We start from the raw sequence: 20,124 nt of genomic DNA, 5'->3' as shown, positions 1-20,124 counted from the left end.
CTTCAGATCGCCTCGTCGACGGCGATCATCGCCTTGAGGATGGCGTTCCACGTGGCCGGATCCTCGAGCACGGAATTGTCGAACATGCAACCGTCCCAGCAGAGGTGCTCGATGCCGCGGTCGGCGGCGCCTTCGAGCCAGTAGGTCGAGCACTTGGCGATATCGAGCTTGCCGTTCGGATCGTCGGCCGGGCAGTGGCGGCCGGTTTTGTCGTGGCTGCCGGTGCCGTGGACGGAACCGTCGTTCTGCGCGACGTGGAAATCGATTGTCCATGGGCGCAACGCGTCGGTCATGATCTTATACGCCGGCCAGAACTCCTCGTCGGTGTAGCCTTCCTTGAGCAACGCGGCTTCCGGGGCATTGTAGCCGAGGAGGTAGAGGTAGGTGTGCGCGAGGTCGGCCTGGAACCCGACGACTCCGGGCATGGCGGTCGCCTCGAGGGTATCCACGGCCGCCTTCCACGAGTGGAAGCCGCCCCAGCAGATCTCGCCTTCCGCAGCGATGCGCTCGCCGAATTGCTCGGCCACCTTGCCCGCCTCGCGGAAGGTCTCGGCGACCTTGGCGGTGTTGCCGGCGGGGTCCTTGGCGAAGTCCTCGGTGCCGCCTGCGGTATCAACGCGGATCACGCCGTGCTTCCGGACGCCCTGCTCCTTGAGGATCTTGCCGATCCGGCAGGCCTTCTCGACGGCGAGCACGAAGTTCTTGCGGTCCTCGTCCGATCCGAAGGCGGGACCGCCGACGGTGCCAGGCCAGACCGGCGCGACGAGTGAGCCGACTTCGAGGCCGTTGGAGGCGATCAGGTCACCCATCTTGCGGATCTCGTCCTCGGACGCGTCCGGATCGGTGTGCGGGTGGAAAAGGAAGATGTCGACGCCGTCGTACTTGCGGCCGTCCACTTCGGCGGCGGTGGTGAGTTCGAGCATGTGCTCGAGCGAGATCGGCGGGTGATCGGTATCGGGCTCCTTGCCGACAAGGCCGGGCCACATTGCGTTGTGGAGTTTCATTGGTCTCTAGGTGGATTGGGTTGATTCGGGTATCTGGGAAAACTGGAAGTTAGAGAACGAAGGACCAGTCGACCTGCGTCTCGACGCTCAGGCCGTTGTCGTCGGAGATCCTGACCTTGCCGTCTCCGGCCGGCACGATCTCCTCGACCTTGCCGAAGCCCCCGGGGACTTCGGCGACGGCTTGGACGATGCGGAGCGAAACCGTTTCCTCGGGTCGGAAAGCCCGGACGGTCGGAATGTCGAAGTCGGCGAGCAGGTTCTGACGCGACACGTCGACACCGTCGCAGAAATGGGAGCACACTTCCTCGATGCCGACCCGGCCCTTGTGGCGGCCGTTCCACGGTTCGCCGTCGCGGCCGCCATTCGACAACCAGAACAAGGTCGCCGGAAAATCGGCGGGATTCTTCAGCGAGAACCAGACGTAGCCGTCGAAGACCGCGGCGGACCATGCGAAGGGGCGGTCGGGTGATGGCTCCTCGGAAACCATCATCACCAGATCGTCGCTCGGCTGCCGGGTCGGGTAGCGGGTCAGGTCGGCGGAACCCTCGTGGTCGAGGGAAACCGCGCACAACTCGTCAAAGCGTGAACCGCCGCGGAGCATCTGCCGCTCGCCCCGCTCCGGATCGGAGAAAACGCCGGGATACACCGATGCCCAACGGAATGGGGAGACGCTCAGCCGAACCTGGCCCTCGGCCGCTTCCGATGCATCGAGAATCGGGTGGTTGCCGTAGCTCCACTCGCCGTCGAGGCCGGAGATACGGGTATCGTAGTAAATGGCTGACTCGCCGTTCCGCAGCGAAATCTCGCGCTCGATGGCCGCACCGGAATCCGAAGCCTCGATGCGGATGGTCAGCGATCCGGCATCCGCCGTGACCTCGGTCCAGCCGAGGTTGGCGGGCTCACCATGAGGCAAGCCCTCCTCCTGCGGACCGAAGGGCAGGCAGAAAAAGTCACCTCGCAGAACACGGAGCAACGCCGGCAGCCCGGCATCGACCTCGTCGGGCTTCCATGGCGAGAGCGAGTAGGGCGAAACGGTGCGGTCGCCGAGACGGAACTCGACCGGCGCGATCATGCCCCCTTCCCGGGTGACGGCAAGGGACACCGAGCCATTGTCGAGCCGCCAGGACTCCGCACCGTGAACCGTGTCCATCGATCAGGCCTTCGGCATGTAGCCGCGCGTGACGTAGTTGTTGAGGATGTGGGCGAGGTTCTCAAGACCGTCGGCAACCACCTGCGTGTAGTCGCGGCCGTCGGTGGTATCGATCCCGTGACCGGGATCGAGATCGCGGAGCGGACCAAGGGCATCGTCCTCGTGGTGGAACATCTCGACGAATACCTGGGCAAGTTTGCCCGACTTGGCCGCCGGTTCGAAAAGCGCCGCCACCCAGCCGTCGTCGGTCGAGAGGCAACCGCGGGTCGTCTTGGCCGAGGCGTGCATGACGCCGAGACCGCCACCGGCGGCGATTTCCTCGATCAGTTTCTGGTTCTCGGCAATCCCGAGGCCCGAGTCACCGCAGTGGGCGGCATCGATCAGGCAGCGGAAGAACGGCTTGCCCAGCCGCTCGTTCAGTTTGCTGACAAAGGTCCAAAGCCGGCCGACATCGGTGAAGGTCTGGAACTCGCCGGGACGCAGGAATTCGATATCCCATGCCTCGACGCAGGAACCTTCGAGTCCCCCCTCTTGGTAGGCCCGGAGGTGGACCTTGATGTTCTGCTCGACCGCCGCCTCGAAGTCGGCGCCGTCCTTGCGCTTGGCCCCGGGCTGCATCCACTGCTCCACGGAAGTCGCGGAAATGTGGGTCACACCGTTGCGCTTGGCCGCTTCGAGTGTCGGTTTCATCTGCTCGACGGTCGCCTCCTCGTCGGCAGGATCCATCGGATCGACCCCCGCGAGCATCATCACGAAATGGACTTTCTGACCGATCGCCTTAAAGTCAGAAATCATCATGTCGTATTCTTCCGGCAGGGTTCCTGGGAAGACCGGAATCTGGACCGAGCCGGTTTTGACACGGCAGCGTTCGACCACGTCGCGGGTCGCCGCGACCATGACCAATTCCCCGGATTCGTTGCGGGGAAGCTTGCCATCTTCGCCGGGAACGAGACCGCCGACGAACTTCGCATGGGTCGGCACGAAGCCGAGCTCCACCGGAGCCTTGAGAGTAATTTCTGGGTTCATGGGTTGAAGAAGAATGACAAAATCAAAACTCTTTACCCACAGGAACCATCCAGCCTGTCATCCGCCAAGCACCAAAAGCGCGGAATCTCCGCAGGGAATCTCTGGCTGAAAGACCCTTCCTGCCCTAACCGTCCCGAAGCTCATGAAACTCGCACCCCTCCTTGCCGCTCTCATCCTTCCCGCGTCGGCGACCAACGTCGTCTTCATCATGGCCGACGACCTCGGCTACATGGACGTAGGATTCAACAATCCGGAGTCGTTTTACGAGACTCCGAACCTCAACGGCATGGCCGCCGAATCAGTCCGTTTCACCGCCGGCTACGCCGCCTGTCCGGTGTGCTCGCCAACCCGTTCGTCGATCCTGACCGGCCAGTACCCGGCCCGCACGCGCAACACCGATTACTTCGGCGCTCCGAACGGCTTCGCCGAGATCCCCGCAAACTATAATCCTCTGGAGGACGGCAAATTCGCCCGCCATTCGAATCGACCGGTCCGTCCGGCCCCGTATTTGAACCGCCTGGCCGACGCCCACACGACACTCGCCGAGGCGCTGAAGGCCAAGGGCTATGCGACGATGCATGCCGGCAAGTGGCACCTCGGCCCGAAGGGTTCCTGGCCGACCGACCACGGCTTCGACGTCAACGCCGGTGGCACCGAGGGCGGTGGACCCTACGGCGGAGGCAAGTATTTCTCCCCCTACAAGAACCCGAACCTTCCGGATGGTCCCAAGGGGGAGCATCTTCCCGACCGTCTGGCGACCGAGGTCGACAAGTTCATCACCGCCAACAAGGACAAGCCGTTCTTTGTTTACCTGCCTTTCTACTCCGTCCACACGCCGCTGATGGGCCGCGAGGACCTGGTCGAGAAATACAAGCGCAAGAAGGAGAAGCTCGAACTGAAGGCGGAGTTCGCGTCCGAGCCTCCGCGTGAGAACCGGACGGTCCAGGAGCACGCGGTCTACGCCGCCATGGTCGAAGCCATGGACGAAGCCGTCGGCAAGGTGCTGAAGTCGCTTGAAACCAACGGGGTCGCTGAAGACACGCTGGTGTTCTTCTTTTCCGACAACGGCGGGCTCTCGACTTCCGAGGGGTCACCGACCAGCAACCTGCCCTACCGCGCCGGCAAGGGCTGGATGTACGAGGGCGGCATTCTGGAACCCTTGATTGTCCGCTGGCCGAAGGGTTTCCGCGGGGGAGTCGTTTGCAACGCCCCGGTCATTTCGACCGACTTCTACCCAACCATCCTTGATGCCTGCGGCATCGATCCGCTGCCGGAGCAGCACAAGGACGGCGTTAGCTTCCTTCATTTGCTCAAGAATCCCGAGTCGGATCACGACCCCCGTCCGCTGTTCTGGCACTACCCGCACTGGGGAAATCAGGGCGGCATCCCGTCAGCCGCCGTGCGCGACGGCGACTGGAAGCTGATCGACTTCTACTGGGGCAAGGGCATGGAGCTCTACAACCTCGCGGCCGATCCCGGCGAGAAACGCAACCTCGCCGAGGAACAACCGGACCGTGTGCGCGAGCTGAAGGCCAAACTCGATGCCTTGCGCAAGGACACCGATGCCCTGCTGCCGTCGAAGAACCCGGAGGCCAAGCCGGATTTCAAGAAGTGGTAGGTCACCCGGCCCGCTCGCCGAGACCGAATGGACCAAGATGGACGGGATGCTTTGAAAATTTGGGCAATCGATGCTGAAGGAAGCGCACTGCCGCAGCGGACTCATCCGGGTCCATGATCCAATCCATCTTATCCATCCTGGTCCGGAGTCTCTCCAAGTTTGCACAGACAAACGCGACGGTGTCGCGGCGCTTACCGGAGTGACACCATGAAACACCAATCCATCCAAACCCTCATCGGCGCCGCCGCCGCGGCTTGCGCCATTCTGCCCGCCGCCGCCCAGGACCGCGAGCGCCCTCAGGTCCGGGAAATCGAAATCATCGAAGGCCGGGACGTGAACCCGGAAGAGATGATGAAGCGCATCCGCGAACGGATGGCGGAGTCCGGCGTCGCCATGGGCGACCTGACACCGGAACAACGCGAGCGCATCCAGAACGCGCTGCGACGTGCCGGCGGCGAGAACCCGTGGCGAAACGCTCCGCGCGCGGAAGGCCCGAAGACCGACAACCCGTGGCGCATCGGTGTGATGGCGGAACCGGTAGGCGAACTCCTCCGCACCCATCTCGACCTGCCGAAGGAAGCCGGCTTGATCGTCACCCGAGTGATCGACGGCAGTCCGGCCGCCAAGGCCGGCCTTGAATCGAATGACATCCTGATCGCTGCCGGCGATCGCAAGATTGCGAACCTCGACGTGCTCCGCGAAGCGGTCGCCGCATCCGGGAAATCGGGTCGCCCGCTGAAGCTCTCCGTGATCAAGAAGGGCAAACGCCAACAGGTCAGCATCGAGCCCGACGGACCCAAGCCGGAGCCGAAAAAGGCGGATCAGCCGAAGCGTGACATGCCGATGGCGCGCCCCGGAGCCGAGATGTTCGAACGCCAGAACCGGCGTTTCGAGGAGATTGGCGAACAACTCCGGCGCATGGCCGAGCAGATCGAGAAGCAGCAGCGCCAGATCAACGAGCTGAACGAGCGCCTCGCCCAGAAGAAGCGGGAAGAAGCCCCGCGCCAAGAGCGTGAGCGCGAACGCCGCTGATCATTCTGTAGACTCACCCAAGGCGGACAGGGCACCCTGTCCGCCTTTTCCATTTCAGCGACCACTGGCTACCCCGGCCACCCGCTGATAGGTTTCGGTCATGAGCGACGAGTCGCCCGAAGTCAGCGATCCGAAAACCTGGGCGGCAGGCATGCCGGCGGTGGCGTCATCACTCAAGCATGTTATCGGCCGCGACGGTGTCGCACGCGGTACCAAGGCACTGCTCGATCTCAACCAGATCGGCGGCTTCGATTGTCCCAGCTGCGCGTGGCCGGATCCCGATGACGAGCGATCCGTCGCCGAGTTCTGCGAAAACGGAGCCAAGGCGGTCGCCTCCGAAGCGATGCGGGCCACCATCGGACAGGAGTTTTTCGCCCAACACTCGGTCGATGACCTGATGTCGCGCGACGACGCCTGGCACGACCGCCAAGGCCGGCTCGCGGAACCCATGCTACTGCGCGAGGGTGCGAACCACTACGAGCCCGTTTCGTGGGATGAAGCGTTCGCCATCCTTGCCGAGGAACTGAACGGGCTCGCCTCGCCGGATGAGGCGGTTTTCTACACCTCCGGCCGCGCCAGCAACGAGGCGGCCTTCCTTTACCAACTCCTCGCCCGCGCTTTCGGCACCAACAACCTGCCGGACTGCTCGAACATGTGCCACGAGTCGAGCGGGGCCGCCCTCAACGCCGCGATCGGTGTCGGCAAAGGCACGGTGAGCCTCGATGACTTCGCGCAAGCCGACGTCATCCTCTGCGCCGGCCAGAATCCCGGGACCAACCACCCGCGGATGCTCACGACGCTGGAAGAGGCCGTGCAGCGCGGGGCCAAACTGATCGCCATCAACCCTCTCAAGGAGGCCGGGCTCACCGGCTTTGCCCACCCGCAGAAGCTTTCCGGACTGCTCGGAAAAGCCACGCCACTGGCATCGACCTACCTGCAGGTCCGGATCAATGGCGACATGGCGCTGTTCCGGGGCATCGCCAAGTACCTTGAAGCCGACGAGACGTTCGTCGCCGAACACACGGCCGGCTACGATGATTACCGTAAAACGGTCGAGTCGACGCCGTGGGAGCGGATCGAGGAACTCTCCGGCATTTCGCGCGACGCGATCCGCGAACTGGCCGAGCTGATGGCATCCGGCGAGAGGAAGGTCATCACCTGCTGGGCGATGGGTCTGACCCAGCACCGCAACGCGGTCGCGACGATTCGCGAAATCGTCAACGTCCACCTCATGCTCGGCGCGATCGGCCGCCCCGGAGCCGGACTCTGCCCGGTGCGCGGTCACAGCAATGTGCAGGGCGACCGGACCGTCGGCATCTGGGAGAAGATGCCCGAGAAGTTCCTCGCCGCCCTCGACCTGCAAGCGGGAATCACCTCACCAAGGAAACACGGGGTCGACACCGTCGGCTCGATCCTCGCGATGCACGGTGGCGAAGCCAAGGTGTTCGTCGGACTCGGCGGCAACTTCGCCCAGGCCACACCGGACACCTCCTTCACCGCCGAGGCCCTGCGGCGCTGCCGCTTGACCTGCCACATCTCGACCAAGCTCAACCGCAGCCACCTGATTCACGGCCAACGCGCTTTGATCCTCCCCTGCCTCGGCCGCAGCGAGGACGACGGCGGCCGGTTCGTCACCTGCGAGAACTCGATGGGCGTGGTGCAGGCATCACAGGGACGGCTGACACCGGCATCGCCGGACTTGCTCTCGGAGCCGGAAATTGTCGCCCGGATCGCCGAGGCCACGGTCGGCGATACCGGCAACGTCCGCTGGCGCTGGCTGGCTGAGGATTATGACCGGATCCGGGAGTGGATCGAGGCGGTCGTACCGGGATTCGAGCGATACAACGAGCGGGTCCGCGAGCCCGGCGGTTTCTACCTGCCGAATGCGGCCAAGGAGCGGGTCTGGAACACGGAGTCCGGAAAGGCGGAGTTCTCTTCCGCGGAGCTGGATGCGTTTTCGGCACGGAACGGCCGGATGATCCTCCAGACGCTGCGCAGCCACGACCAGTTCAACACGACCGTCTATGGCAACCACGACCGCTACCGCGGCATCGCCAACGGTCGGCGGATTGTTTTCGCCAACCCGGACGATCTGAAGGAGCGCAGTATCCGTCCGCTCGATGAAGTCATAATCACGAGCTACTGGAATGACCGTAGCCGGAGCGTGCACGGTTTCCGCGCGGTGCCCTACGAAATGCCCCGGGGCATGGCCGCGGCCTACTTCCCCGAGGCGAACGAACTGATCCCGGTCGGAAGCGTGGCGGAGGGAAGCAACACGCCGACCAGCAAGAGCGTCGAGGTGACGATCGAGGGATCCTGATGGACGATAAGGTAGGGCGGACCGCCCCGGTCCGCCGCCGCCCGACCTGTTGAATCCGAACTACCACGGCTGAGCGAGGGCGCTCAGCCCTACCTTTCCCACATCACCTCCCCCGCATACACATTGAACTTCGGAGGCCTCAGAAAAGCGACGAGCGTCTGGCCGGACCTGCCCGCGAACTCGATCGCCAGCGATGACGGCGCCGAGATCGCCGCCACCAGCGGAATCCTTGCCCCAAGCGCCTTTTGCAGGATCTCGAACGAAACCCGCCCGGACACCATCAGGAAGCCGTCCTCCATCGGAAGTTCACCGGCGAGCGCATGACCGATCACCTTGTCGACCGCGTTGTGTCGCCCGACATCCTCACGCAGGGCCAGCATCTGTCCCGCCCGGTCGAAGAGAGCGGCTGCATGCAGCCCTCCGGTCACGTCAAAGGTCGGCTGCGCCGCCCGGAGTTTTTCCGGAGCGCCGAGCAAGGATGAGTTTGAAAACGGAGCAATCTCCCGAAGCGGCTCAAAGTGACTGAACACTCCTTCGATGCTGGCCTTTCCACAGATCCCGCAAGACGACGCGCTGAAGAGATTTCGCCGCAGGCTCGCAGGATCGAAATCGGCCTCGTCGTCGAGAAAGACCAACGCGTGGTTGTCCCGATGTTCGATCTTCCGGACCACAGCGGGCGAAGCAACGATGCCCTCGGTCACAAGGAAACCCCGCACCAGATCGGCATCGTGACCCGGCGTCCGCATCACCACCGCAACCGGATGCCCGTCGAGCGTGATCTGCAGCGGTTCCTCGACCGCGACCCGCTCCTCCTTGATCTTCCCTTCGGCCGAGCGCGCGGAGAAACCGCGGTCCATCGGAGACTCGCCGGAGCCGCTCACTTGATCTTCTCCAAGGCCCGGAGGTCGAGCTTGCGGGCGAGGGAAACGATGTCCTTCTCTTCCGCCTCGCCGCTGCCCGCGAGTTCCACGTAGATGCGCCCATCGAGCACCATCTGAAGCTTCTTCGGACCATCCATCACCGCGGTCTCGCCGGAAATGCGGTGCGTCTTGCGGCCGGAAAGTTCGATCAACTGCTCGTTCGCCAGCAAAGGAATGAGGGTCTTCATCAACGGTGAGTTCTTCACCACCTTGACGGTCACCTTCTTCTTGTCGTCCTCGTAGAGCCTTGAAATCGAAAGCCCTCCACCGACAGCACCCAGGTCGTCGCGTTGGAGTGTCTCGCCTTCCCATCCGTCGAGTTCCTTCGGCAGCAACTCCTCGATCTTCTCGGCGTCCTTCTCCTCAAGCATCTTCATCACCTCGGCGAGCTTCTCGCGGGTGACGTCGTAATTGCCGGTTTTGTACTCGGCCCATGCCTCGCGCAGCGTATCCTCGACAGGATCGCGTTTCTCATCGGCGGCGGAAAACGGAGCGAGGACCGCGAGGGTCAGCAGGATCAGGCGTTTCATGATTGGAGGGGTGGAATTCCGGAAGCGGTACGCACGCCGCTTCCCGAAGGTTACATCGACCGGCCAAGCCAAGGCGAGGCCACACTCGATTTCCCGCTGGCATTTCCCGGCGCCCGGACCATGGCTGATGGCGGTGCCCGTCCGATCCGTTCCTTCCCTCCCGCTCAGTGACCCGCTCGCCAAGTGGTTCGGCGACGCACGAGGCGAGCCCATGGAATTCCAGACCGAGTGCTGGAACGCCTACCGCTCGGGCAAGTCCGGCCTGCTCCACGCGCCGACAGGCTTCGGCAAGACTCTCGCCGCATGGCTCGGCCCGCTCGACGAAGCGCTCTCGGCGCACCCTTCGGAAAAACCGGCCCCCTGCTCCGTGCTGTGGATCACGCCGTTGCGCGCGCTGGCGTCCGACACGCTCAAGTCCCTCCGCGAACCTATCGAGGCGATCGACCTTCCGTGGGACGTCGAGGCCCGGACCGGCGACACTTCGTCCTACCGCCGGGCCAAGCTCCGCGAGCGGCTGCCGTTCTGCCTGGTCACCACTCCCGAGAGCCTCTCGCTGATGCTCACCCACTCCGATTTCCGCGACAAATTGCGGCATCTCCGGGCGGTGGTGGTCGACGAGTGGCACGAACTGCTCGGCACCAAACGCGGCATCCAGACCGAACTCTGCCTCGCCCGCCTGCGCCGGTGGTTTCCGCAACTCCGGATCTGGGGACTGTCCGCGACGCTGGGCAATCTCGACGAAGCCCGCGACTCGCTGCTCGGGCCGTCCCACCGCAAAGCCGTGACCCTCTCGGCGAAGCTTGAGAAGCCGCTCGAGATCGAAACGCTGATCCCGGACGAGATCGAAAGCTTTCCGTGGTCGGGACACCTCGGTACCAAGATGGTCGATGCGGTCGCCAAGCGCATCAGGAATGCGGGATCGACCCTGCTCTTCACCAACACGCGCTCGCAGACGGAGATCTGGTTTCAGGAAATCGGCGAAGCGATGCCCGACCTGCGTGAGCGGATCGCAATGCATCACGGATCTCTTGCCCGCAAGGAGCGCGCCGCGGTCGAGGCCGGTCTCAAGGGCGGCACGCTGCGCTGTGTCGTGTGCACTTCGTCGCTCGACCTCGGTGTCGACTTCGCGCCGGTCGACCAGGTGATCCAGGTCGGCAGCCCGAAGGGCATCGCGCGACTCGCCCAACGCGCCGGCCGGTCGGGTCACCGTCCGGGAGAAACCAGCAGGATCGTCGGTGTCCCGAGCCACGCCTTCGAGTTGTTGGAATTCGCCGCGGCGCGGGATGCGTGGCACGCGCGACAGATCGAGTCACGCCCGCTGCTCCGCAAGCCACTCGACGTCCTCGTCCAACACACACTGACCTGCGTGCTCGGCGAACCGGACCGGCCCGAAGCCTTGCTGGAGGAATTCCGCGATACCCTCGCCTACCGGGATCTCGACGCAAGCGAGTGGGAGTGGCTCATCGGCTTCATCACCGAGGGCGGCAGCGCGCTGAAGGCTTATCCGCAGTACCGCAAGGCACGACTTGTGAAGGGTGTCCTGCGCTTCGACGACAAGCGGGCCGCCCAACTCCACCGGCTGAACATCGGCACCATCACCAGCGACTCGGCGATCACGGTGAAGTTCGCCAGCGGCAGAACCCTCGGAACGATCGAGGAAAGCTTCATCACCAAACTGAGGCCGGGGCAGGCGTTCATCTTCGGCGGGCGACAGCTCGAGCTCATCCGCTTTCACAAACTCACGGCAACCGTCCGGGTCTCGACCACGAAACACCGCGGCCAGGTCCCGATCTGGAACGGTGGCAAGATGCCGTTGTCCACCGAACTCGCGTCCGCCGTCGCAAGGCGTCTCCACGAACCCTGCGCTCCAGCCGCCGAGCACGACGCGGTCACGCCGATCCTGAACATCCAGCAGCGTTGGTCCTCGCTCCCGGGAACGCGCGAATTGGTCGTCGAGTTCACCCGCACCAAGGAAGGCGAACATCTGTTCATCTATCCCTTCGCGGGCCGCTTGGTTCATGAGGGCCTCGCCGCACTCGCCGCGTTCCGGATCTCACGCGAGATCGGCGAATCGATCGATGTCACCCAGAACGACTACGGCTTTTCGCTGATCGCACGACACGGGCTCTCGCTCGATGAGTCGATGCTGCGAGCCGCCCTCGATCCGGCGGAGCTGACCGACGACCTGCTCAAGAGCATGAACACCGCCGAGATGGCGCGACGACAATTCCGCGAGGTGGCGCGCGTCGCCGGACTGCTGATCCCCGACCTGCCCGGCAAGCGACGTCCGACCCGCGACCTGCAGGTTTCCTCGTCGCTTCTGTTCGAAGTCTTTTCCAATTACGATCCGGACAACCTCCTGCTCGAGCAATCGCGCCGCGAGATCCTCCACCGGCAGCTTGAGTGGACCCGGCTGAAGAGGACGCTCGACGATATTGCCGAACGTCCGCTGAAGCTAGTCGAGACCGAACGCCTCACCCCGATGGCCTTCCCCCTGTGGGCCGACCGCCTGTCAGCCCACATGCCGGCCGGCGATGTCGCCACCCGGCTCGAGGCGATGCTCGCGCGCCTCACCGACGAGGCGCGCGGGTCGGGCTAGTCCTCGATACGGAAGAAGTACTTCGGCCCCTTTCCGGAGACATCGATCACCACGCTGTACTCCCCGGCGGCGCCTTCCGTGACACCGGTCACGATGTCACCCGGATCGACCGCGGTGAAGGCGGTGACGAGATCGGCAGACTCGGTGACGGTGAAGAGCCCCGGATTGCCCGGCGTGCCGGTAAACGAGATCGTCACGTTGCCACCCGAACTGGTGATGCCGGTGATCGCCGTCCCACCCGGAAGCGCGGCGGTTCCGAACAGGGTCAGGCGCACGCTGTTGTTGATCGCGAAGATCCCGTCGCCTTGGTTCGAATAGCGGAAGCCGGTAGCGATGTTCTCCTGCGCCTTGAGCCGCAGCTTCTCGGTGCTGAGAATCCTCACCGCGATTCCGGTCCCCGCGCTGGTGAAGTTGACCGGAGTGTCAAAGGCCCAGTAGGAGACGCCGGTCGTGCCGGACGTCGTGAGGGTGCCGGTGGCCGAACCAAGGAAAGTCTCGGCATCGACTCCGTCGAAATCGGGGTCACCGTCGGCTGCCTCCGGATCGTAGAACTCGACGCGGATATCGCCGTCGCTGTTCGTCGTGCCGCCCGTTACCACCCAGGCGAAGCCGGTGATGGAAACGTTGGTGCCTGCGGCCGGAAGGGCACTATCATACACCACGGTGAAATCCGTGACGCCGCCCGCGTAGTCCAGATCGTCCCCGCCCTGGGCCGCTTCGTTGACCACCGCGGAGTTGAGTGACGCAGGATCCCCTCCCATCGGCGGCAGCGGAAGATTGGCGGTCACTCCCACCGTGCCGAAGTTCGTGATCGGCGTCAGACCACCCACCGCAGGTGCGATGCCGTCGCCGGGGAAGCTGTTGATGTCCTTCGGATCGGAGCCATACATCATCACCTCGTCGAAGTCGGTGACGAGGTCGGCATCGAAGTCATCGTCGGTGAACGGATCGAGACCGTTGTCGACCTCGAACTTGTCGCCCAGGCCGTCGCCGTCGGTGTCGCGGCTGAGCAAAGAAAGGAAGCCACCCAGTCCGGTGGAGTCCCACTCGAAGCGGTCGTCCAAACCGTCGTTGTCGGTGTCGGGATCCTGCGGGTCGGAACTGGCGGTGCCGCCGTTGTATTCGTCCGAGTTGGCCAGAAGATCGTTGTCGGGATCACCCGCCGCCCCGTTGTCGGGATCGACGGTGCCGTTATCATTCGGATCCAGCCCGTTCGCCACTTCCCAGCCGTCGGGCAGCGTGTCGTTGTCGGTGTCTCCATCAAGGTCGGCGGGATCGGTTCCGTAGACGAGGACTTCGTCTCCATCGGAAAGTGTGTCCCCATCGGTGTCGGCATCATTCGGATCGGTTCCGTGGGTGTTGATCTCCTCGCCGTCCGTCAGGTTGTCGTCGTCGCTGTCGGGATCACTCGGATCGGTCGGCTCGTTGGAATAGAGCACGTTGGCCGAACCAGAATTCTCGACGTCGTCATTGATCAGGTCGCTGTCGGTGTCGGCCAGGTTCGGATCCGAGAAGAAACCGGTGACGGGCAGCCCGTAGAGCTCGTCTCCGTCGATCAGGTTGTCGCCATCGGAATCGTCATCATTCGGATCCGTGCCGGTCTGGGTGGGTCCGACATACACACCCCCGTTGTCCTCGAACGCATCGGGAATCCCGTCCGAGTCGGTGTCGGTCGCCGCGGCACTCGTGCCAGCGATGTCGATCTTCACGTTGTTGGGGCTCGCTCCGGACGTCGTCTTGAACCGCATGTTGTAGGTCTCGCCCCCGTTGTCGGCCCGGAAGGAAGTCAGCTTCACCTCGAAGGCGCTACCCGAGCCGTCGATGGTGCCGGTCACCGGCGCATCGAATGCCCATTCGTAGCGCCCGGCTCCCGTGGTGAAGTTCATGGTCGCCTGGGTGGTCCCGAACACCACGTCATCTCCGCCGCCGAGGACACCATCGGCTCCCAGATACGTGATCTCGGCGGTAATCACGTTTCCGTCGGTGTTTGCCCCGCCCGGCACCCCGAAGGCGAGGCCGGTCACCGAAACCTCGGCCGGGCCGCCGATCAGCGTCCAGCTGCGGATGAACGAAATCGACTCTGGATCGCCATCGCTGTTCGAATCGTTGCCGCCAGTGCTGGCATTGCCGTCGAAAAGGTAGGTCGTTCCAATATTGTCACCTTCGGCAGCAACCTCTTCGAAACTCGCCGCTGCCGCAGGCAGCAGACCGAGGGAAAAGAGGAGCGCGAGGGACGAAGATACGGAGGGACTCGAGGGTCTTTCGGTTTTCATGGGATGGGTTTGGAGACGCGCGAAGAATTCCTTCGGCACCATCCACAGCCATGTGCGCCCGCTTTGTTAACGCGACACTCCGAGATTCCACCGGAAAAACTCGCGATCCGCTCCGGGAGTCGCGACGCAGCTCGCCCGGAAGAGTCCGCCCCCGAGGGATTCGACCAGCGCCTCCGGGTCCTCGGCGAAGCCGCCAAGCGTTCCGCTCCGTTCGACCAGCGGCGTGAACGGCGGCAGCGAACCGAACAGCACCGCCAGATCGACGAGGCCGCCATTGGGAATTGGAAGCACATTACGGGCATCGGCGCCCAAGCCGGTGCCATCTACCGGAGTCAGGGTGGTAATCTCGCCCTCCATGCCCGCGGCCCCGACCGCGACGTGGCTGAGCGGCCCGTATCCGCCATCGAGGGCGAGAACCACATTCGATCCTCCGAAGCAGAACGTGAGCTGGTTGGAGCTTGAATCGAATTCCAGCCCTCCCTCGACGAACTCGGTAGGCACCCCGGCCAATGCCGCGCTCGCACTGCCCCCGGAACGACCGTTTTCGAGGCGGATTTCTCCCTGCCCGAAGTCAACGATCGCACGGATGAACTGGTTGCGGTTCGCGGAATCGGCGAGCCCGTACGCAAGTTCGGCATCGGCGCCGACCGACGGCTCCGACGAGCGGGCGAGGAAGCGGAAATGAAAGTCGCCACCCAGCGGAACAGAGGTGCGGAAGGGCGAGGACAGCCATGCCAGGCCGGACCCGCCATTCTTCAACCGGTACCCGCCGGTGATGCCATGACGCTCAAGGCCCGCATCCAGATCGATCCCGGATGTGCCGTAAAACGGAGGTAGGGTCGCGGCTTCCCAAGCGTCGAACCGCGCTCTCAACTCGGTCGCGATTCCCGGCTCCGAGCCGATCTGGTTCGAGCTCTCGTCCGGATCGCTCGGTAGATGGTAGAGACTCTCCGTCTGCGAGCCGTCGGAGATCAGAAGTTTCCAGTCGCCCATGCGGATCGCCGAGCCTCCGCCCGCATTGCCGCCGGCCCGCCACGTCAGCACCCGGTCCTCCGGCAGAGGCGTGCCGTCCTTCAGCAGAGGCAACAGATCAAGACCGTCCAGACCATTGCGTGCCGCGACGGGTGCGCCGCCGGCATTGACGTAGGTCGCGAGGAAATCGAGGGAGATCACGGGATCGGAAACCACCTGCCCGGCCGGGATCGTGCCGGGCCACTTCATCGCGCACGGCACCCGGATCGACCCGTCCGTCATGCCGCTCCCCTTGTATCCGCGAAGGGGCTGGTTGTACGAATAGTTGCCGCCGTTGCCCGAGCTCCACCCGGCACCGCCGTTGTCGGTCATGTAGACGAAGATCGTGTTATCGGTCAGGCCGAGGCTGTCGACCTTGTCGACCACCTTGCCGATGTTCTCATCGAGGGCGAGGGTCATCGCCGCGAGCTCGTAACGGTTGGCATCGACCGCATTCTGGTTCGAGCCGCTGAAGATGATCGGGGCATTGTCGTAGTCCGATGCATTCAGCCCAAACTCACTTTGCAAACGGGCGAACCTCGGGTCCATCGCCTGGATGTCCATCGGCCCGTGAACTGCCGTGAACGACATGTAGATGTAGAACGGCTGTCCGGGGTGGTTGAGCACGTGCTCGTCGATGAAGTCAACCGTCGCGTCACCGATCCGGTCGGTCAGGTAGTCGCCGGTCTCGCCCGCGAAATCCGGAGTCATCTGGTTCTGGAAGACCCGCGGCTCGGTGGTGTTCGCATAGTAGCTCCGTGAACCGGACCACATCCCGTACCAGCGGTCGAAACCGCGGACGTTCGGGTGGTGGACGACCGTGTCGCCAAGGTGCCACTTGCCGACGCCGTAGGTCCGGTATCCGAGACCCTGCAGTCGACGCGGCACCGTCCGCTGCGAAACGGCGAGTCCGTTGTAACTCGGACCGCTCAGGTTGTTGTCGGTGCCGAAGCGCTGCTGGTAGCGACCGCTCAGAATGCCGCACCGCGACGGATGGCAGACTCCGCCGGTGACATAGGCGTCCGTGAAGCGGGCGCCGGCCGCCGCGATCGCGTCGAGTTCTGGCATCGGATACTTCGCTGCCCACTCCGGATGACCGTTCAGCGAAAGGTCCGAGTAGCCCTGGTCATCGGAGAAGATGAAGACGATGTTCGGAGGCGTCGAGGCGGTCGACCAGTTCGCCAGCGCGGTCAGGGTGATGCCGAGCTTCCCTCCACTGGAAACATCGTAGTCGATGCGATAGCGGTTCGGCCCGCAGTTGAACTCGTCACCACGCCGGAAGTTGCCGAACTGTCCGTCGCGGGAGACATACTCGACCAAGGTGATCACCTGACCGGGGGTGTGCGTGTAGCCGGCATCGAAGGTCAGATCCAGCGAACAGCGGCCGAACGTGAGCGACCCGCCGACATCCACCGGAGCCGAGCTTCCGGGATTGTGGAAACGCAGCATCGAGCCGCCGGTTTCGAAGCCTCCCATTTCAAGGTCACCACCGACCTCGACCGTTCCGCCGGCCACCGTGAGCGATCCGTCGCAGGCCTCGGTGTCGCGTCCGAAAGCAGCGTTGCCCGCGATCGACAGGGTGCCACCGCTCACCTCGATGAACGAGTCGTTCGCGGAGTCCGCACGGCCCACCGTGGCATCACCGGTGACATTCAACGTGCCGCTGTCCACGACAAGCGTGCCCTGCCCCGTTTCCGACACGCTGTTTCCCAGAATCAGGGTCTCCACCGTCTCACCGGAGGGCACTCCGCGAAACGTGATCTTGCGGTAATTGCCGACCAGCGCGGTATCCGCATCCTGAAGATCGCCCGTGACCGAACCGCTGCCGGTGTCCCACGCTACTGTGTCCCAGAATCCGGATGCTTCCGCGGCATTGACCACCGGCGGCGGGTCGCCTCCCACGGAACTCCCGGCAAGGCTCAGCTTCACCGCCGACTGCAGGCTGCCGCCGGTCGTTTTGCGACGGATGTTTCCGTCCGAGTCGATCCGGATTCTCAGTGAGGCCGAAGCGGCCACGAACACGACGTCGGCGTCGAAGTCCCACGCATACTCTCCCGCTCCGGTGTAGTTGAGGGAGTCCGTCACGCTGCCGACCTCGACATCGTCGGCCGTATCAAAAGCATCGTCCGGCCCGGGATCGGTAAAAGTAACCGTCGCCGTGGTGGCGGTGGTGCCTGACGCGGACGATGCCCAACCGATCCCCTTCAGCGTGACGGTCGCGCCGTTGGTCCAGTAGCCGGAAATCTCGCGGACGAACTGGGTCGTGTTGTTGTCGTTTCCGCCGGTAGCGGCGTCATCGAAGAAGAAATCAGGGCCAAGCGTCGTCGTCACGTTGACGGGCGAGATGACGGCGGCACGGGATGAGGCGACGCCAAGAAGGATCGCGATCAGGGAGTGTTTGAGCATGGGTTTACGGGAGGCGGGTCACCCTCCGCCCGGCCACAGCCGGTACGGGACGTGATGTTAGCAAGCGCGTCTCGGGAAATCCCGGAATCATCGGCCGAGATCCAGCCCGCTTTCGTCCAGACGGTTCTCGAACAGGGCCTTCACCTGCTTCGGAGTCACCACCCCCTCGGCGATGATCAGCTCGTCGATCGACCCCTGCAACTCGGGCAGGAAAGTTCGCTCGTCGTCACCGAACCGACCCAGCGTCACGGGCACCGACCACGGGTGATCGATGACGGTCGAGAAGGTATCGAGCGAAGCCTTTTCATGCCGCCACGGTTCCCCGGGGATCAACCGGTCTTCCGCCGAGTCGATGTAGAGCTTGGCCTCCGGCCACGATCCTCGCTGGTAGCTTCCGAAGATGACCGCCACGTGGTGCCACCCCCCGTCGGCGATCGAGATCCCTCCCTCAAGCCAACGTCGTCCGGACACGATCCGGATTCTCCCCTGTCCGCCGAGACGAATCCCGAAGTCCGACATCGCCCCAGGGTCCCGACCCTGCCCCCACGAAACCAGCGGGAAGGGCTCCGTCCCGACTTCGGAAGGAATCTTCACCCAGAAAGAAACCGTCCGCGGCTGCGTTCCGGAAATCCCCTTCCAACTGGAGCGGATGTAATGCTCGCCGGAAAACTCCAGAGCCTTGCCGAAGCGGCCGTCACCGACGCCGGGTGCGTGCGGCCCGCCAAGCTGGAAGCGGGCTCCACTCCGCCGCGCGATGGTTCCCTCGCCGTGGAAGCTGTCGCCCTCCCGGTCATCGAAGGGGAAACGGATCGCCGGGATACCGCCCGGCAGTTCGTTGAGGAAAGGCGCGGCGTCGAACGGGATCGCCTCAAGCTCGCCAACCAATGCCACGGCCACCGCCTTGCCCGCGGACACACGGGTCGTGGCCTCGCGTCCGGAGCGGGTGGTCACTTCCACCAGACCGGTCATCACATGTACCTCGCCACGATCCTTGCCGCGGGCATCGACCCCGAACTCGGTGCCGAGATCGACCACCTTCAGATCCGGAGTCATGACCGTGAATCCACGGGCCTGCTTCTCGACATGGAATCGGGCCCTCCCATCCTTGAGCAGAACCCTGCCCTCGGACTCGAGCGTCAGACTGGAAGGCGCCTGAACGACGCAACGCACGCCGTCGCGCAACTGCACTTCGGCACAGCCCTGGGAAACCCTCAGGGTCGAGCCCTCGCTGAGGTGGGTTTCCTCATCCGCCCCGCCGGTCACCGAAATCACGCTGCCCGGTGAGGACTGCCACGTCGCGAATGGCTCGGGATCCGGCGTCGCGATCAGCGACATGATCCCGGCGACCAGCATCACCAAGGCGGCCGCCGCAGCGACCGAAACCCATGCAGGATGGCGCCACCACAGTGGCTGGCGTGCCGGCTCGCGAGACTCCAGATCACCCTCCGCTCCGAGATGGAGCAGCTCGGCCTCGATCAGGAGCCGGTCGGTCATTACGTCGAGGTCCGCCGAGGAATCCCCCAGCCTCGCCACCAGCCAGGCCGACTCCTCATCGGTCGCTTCGTTGTCGAGATACTTGCTGATCAGCTGATCGAGTCTTTCGCGGTCCTGACTCATGACGATCTCTCCATGCGTTTCACGATGCACCGGCGCAGCGTGGTTTTGAGGCGGTGAAGGGTGACACGCATGCCGCCTTCCGAACGTTCGAACCGCTCGGCACACTCGCCGAAGCTCAGACCTTCCTGATAGCGCGCGACAATCAGCGCCCGGTGTTCGGGGCTGAGTCCGGCGAGGCACTTGCGCAGCGCCACCGCGCGTTCGCCGAGACCGGGAACCGGCACCGATGCCAGGCGGTCGGCCAGCAGCGAGGCCACCTCGTCATCATAGACGAGCCATGACTTGCGACCCTTCTCCCGGACAAATGCCCGCGTCTCCCAACGGGCCACGGTGAATGCCCATGACCGGAAGCTGGTCCCGAGTTCGAAGTCCTCGCGCTTCTTCCACAGGATCATGTTCGTCCGCTGCAGGATCTCCTCGGCATCCGCCCGCACCGGCATCAGCCCGAGGATGAAGGCCAGCAGGGTCCGCTGGTGCTGCACCATCAGCGACACGAACTCAGCCGACGGATCGGATTCTCCGTCGGAGGGCAGGGCGTGGAGCGGGAAAGCCATGATTCGGTCGGAACAATCGATTCTCTGCCAACCACGGCGTCAGACGACCCAAAAGTTAACACGA

13 protein-coding genes are annotated in these 20,124 nt (G+C 64.1%); 4 read left to right on the top strand and 9 right to left on the bottom strand.

Annotated features, from left to right (window positions below; all coding sequences use genetic code 11):
* Positions 1-2 precede the first annotated feature (2 nt).
* From HAHE_RS13555 to HAHE_RS13545, 3 genes are read right to left on the bottom strand one after another with little or no spacing between them, the layout of a single operon-like run.
* Positions 3-1,004: a sugar phosphate isomerase/epimerase family protein gene (locus HAHE_RS13555; RefSeq protein ID WP_338685152.1), complete on the bottom strand. Its 1,002-nt coding sequence runs from the start codon at positions 1,002-1,004 to the stop codon at positions 3-5.
* A gap of 49 nt (positions 1,005-1,053) precedes the next feature.
* Positions 1,054-2,154, bottom strand: coding sequence for a hypothetical protein (locus HAHE_RS13550; RefSeq protein WP_338685151.1), 1,101 nt, complete (start codon positions 2,152-2,154; stop codon positions 1,054-1,056).
* Positions 2,155-2,157: 3 nt separating this feature from the next.
* On the bottom strand, positions 2,158-3,180 hold the full coding sequence (locus tag HAHE_RS13545; protein ID WP_338685150.1) for a hypothetical protein: 1,023 nt from the start codon (positions 3,178-3,180) through the stop codon (positions 2,158-2,160).
* A 142-nt stretch (positions 3,181-3,322) separates the two neighbouring features.
* Here HAHE_RS13545 and HAHE_RS13540 point away from each other — a divergent pair, with 142 nt between their 5' ends.
* The 3 genes from HAHE_RS13540 to HAHE_RS13530 all read left to right on the top strand — a co-directional run bounded on the left by HAHE_RS13540 (position 3,323) and on the right by HAHE_RS13530 (position 8,150).
* The gene (locus HAHE_RS13540; RefSeq protein ID WP_338685149.1) at positions 3,323-4,798 is read left to right on the top strand and encodes a sulfatase; all 1,476 of its coding nucleotides are present in this window, start codon (positions 3,323-3,325) and stop codon (positions 4,796-4,798) included.
* Between the two features lie 207 nt (positions 4,799-5,005).
* The gene (locus tag HAHE_RS13535) at positions 5,006-5,830 is read left to right on the top strand and encodes a PDZ domain-containing protein (RefSeq protein ID WP_338685148.1); all 825 of its coding nucleotides are present in this window, start codon (positions 5,006-5,008) and stop codon (positions 5,828-5,830) included.
* A 100-nt stretch (positions 5,831-5,930) separates the two neighbouring features.
* On the top strand, positions 5,931-8,150 hold the full coding sequence (locus HAHE_RS13530; RefSeq protein ID WP_338685147.1) for an FdhF/YdeP family oxidoreductase: 2,220 nt from the start codon (positions 5,931-5,933) through the stop codon (positions 8,148-8,150).
* An 89-nt stretch (positions 8,151-8,239) separates the two neighbouring features.
* Here HAHE_RS13530 and fdhD read toward each other — a convergent pair whose 3' ends face one another.
* Positions 8,240-9,007: a formate dehydrogenase accessory sulfurtransferase FdhD gene (gene fdhD / locus HAHE_RS13525; RefSeq protein WP_338685146.1), complete on the bottom strand. Its 768-nt coding sequence runs from the start codon at positions 9,005-9,007 to the stop codon at positions 8,240-8,242.
* A gap of 20 nt (positions 9,008-9,027) precedes the next feature.
* Entirely contained in the window at positions 9,028-9,600 is a 573-nt protein-coding gene (locus tag HAHE_RS13520) for a hypothetical protein (protein WP_338685145.1), read from the bottom strand.
* 133 nt (positions 9,601-9,733) lie between these two features.
* On the opposite strand from HAHE_RS13520, the gene HAHE_RS13515 reads away from it, so the two are divergent.
* Complete coding sequence (locus HAHE_RS13515) at positions 9,734-12,199, top strand: ligase-associated DNA damage response DEXH box helicase (RefSeq protein WP_338685144.1); 2,466 nt, start codon at positions 9,734-9,736, stop codon at positions 12,197-12,199.
* On the opposite strand, the gene HAHE_RS13510 is transcribed toward HAHE_RS13515, so the two are convergent.
* The 4 genes from HAHE_RS13510 to HAHE_RS13495 form a co-directional block, all read right to left on the bottom strand.
* On the bottom strand, positions 12,196-14,472 hold the full coding sequence (locus HAHE_RS13510) for a hypothetical protein (RefSeq protein ID WP_338685143.1): 2,277 nt from the start codon (positions 14,470-14,472) through the stop codon (positions 12,196-12,198). The two genes, HAHE_RS13515 and HAHE_RS13510, sit on opposite strands and share 4 nt — an antisense overlap.
* Before the next feature lie 66 nt (positions 14,473-14,538).
* Positions 14,539-17,889 (bottom strand): sulfatase-like hydrolase/transferase, encoded by a 3,351-nt coding sequence (locus HAHE_RS13505; protein ID WP_338685142.1) that lies wholly within the window; start codon positions 17,887-17,889, stop codon positions 14,539-14,541.
* 87 nt (positions 17,890-17,976) lie between these two features.
* Positions 17,977-19,536 (bottom strand): LamG-like jellyroll fold domain-containing protein, encoded by a 1,560-nt coding sequence (locus HAHE_RS13500; RefSeq protein WP_338685141.1) that lies wholly within the window; start codon positions 19,534-19,536, stop codon positions 17,977-17,979.
* A complete protein-coding gene (locus HAHE_RS13495; protein WP_338685140.1) occupies positions 19,503-20,060 on the bottom strand; it encodes a sigma-70 family RNA polymerase sigma factor in 558 nt (185 codons plus the stop codon). Before HAHE_RS13495 ends, HAHE_RS13500 begins: the two co-directional genes overlap by 34 nt.
* Between the last annotated feature and the right edge of the window lie 64 nt (positions 20,061-20,124).

Origin of the sequence: Haloferula helveola, from assembly GCF_037076345.1 — a bacterium.
GTDB lineage: Bacteria > Verrucomicrobiota > Verrucomicrobiia > Verrucomicrobiales > Akkermansiaceae > Haloferula > Haloferula helveola.
The sequence above is the reverse complement of the archived record's forward strand: the minus strand, read 5'-3'. Positions and strand labels throughout refer to the sequence as shown.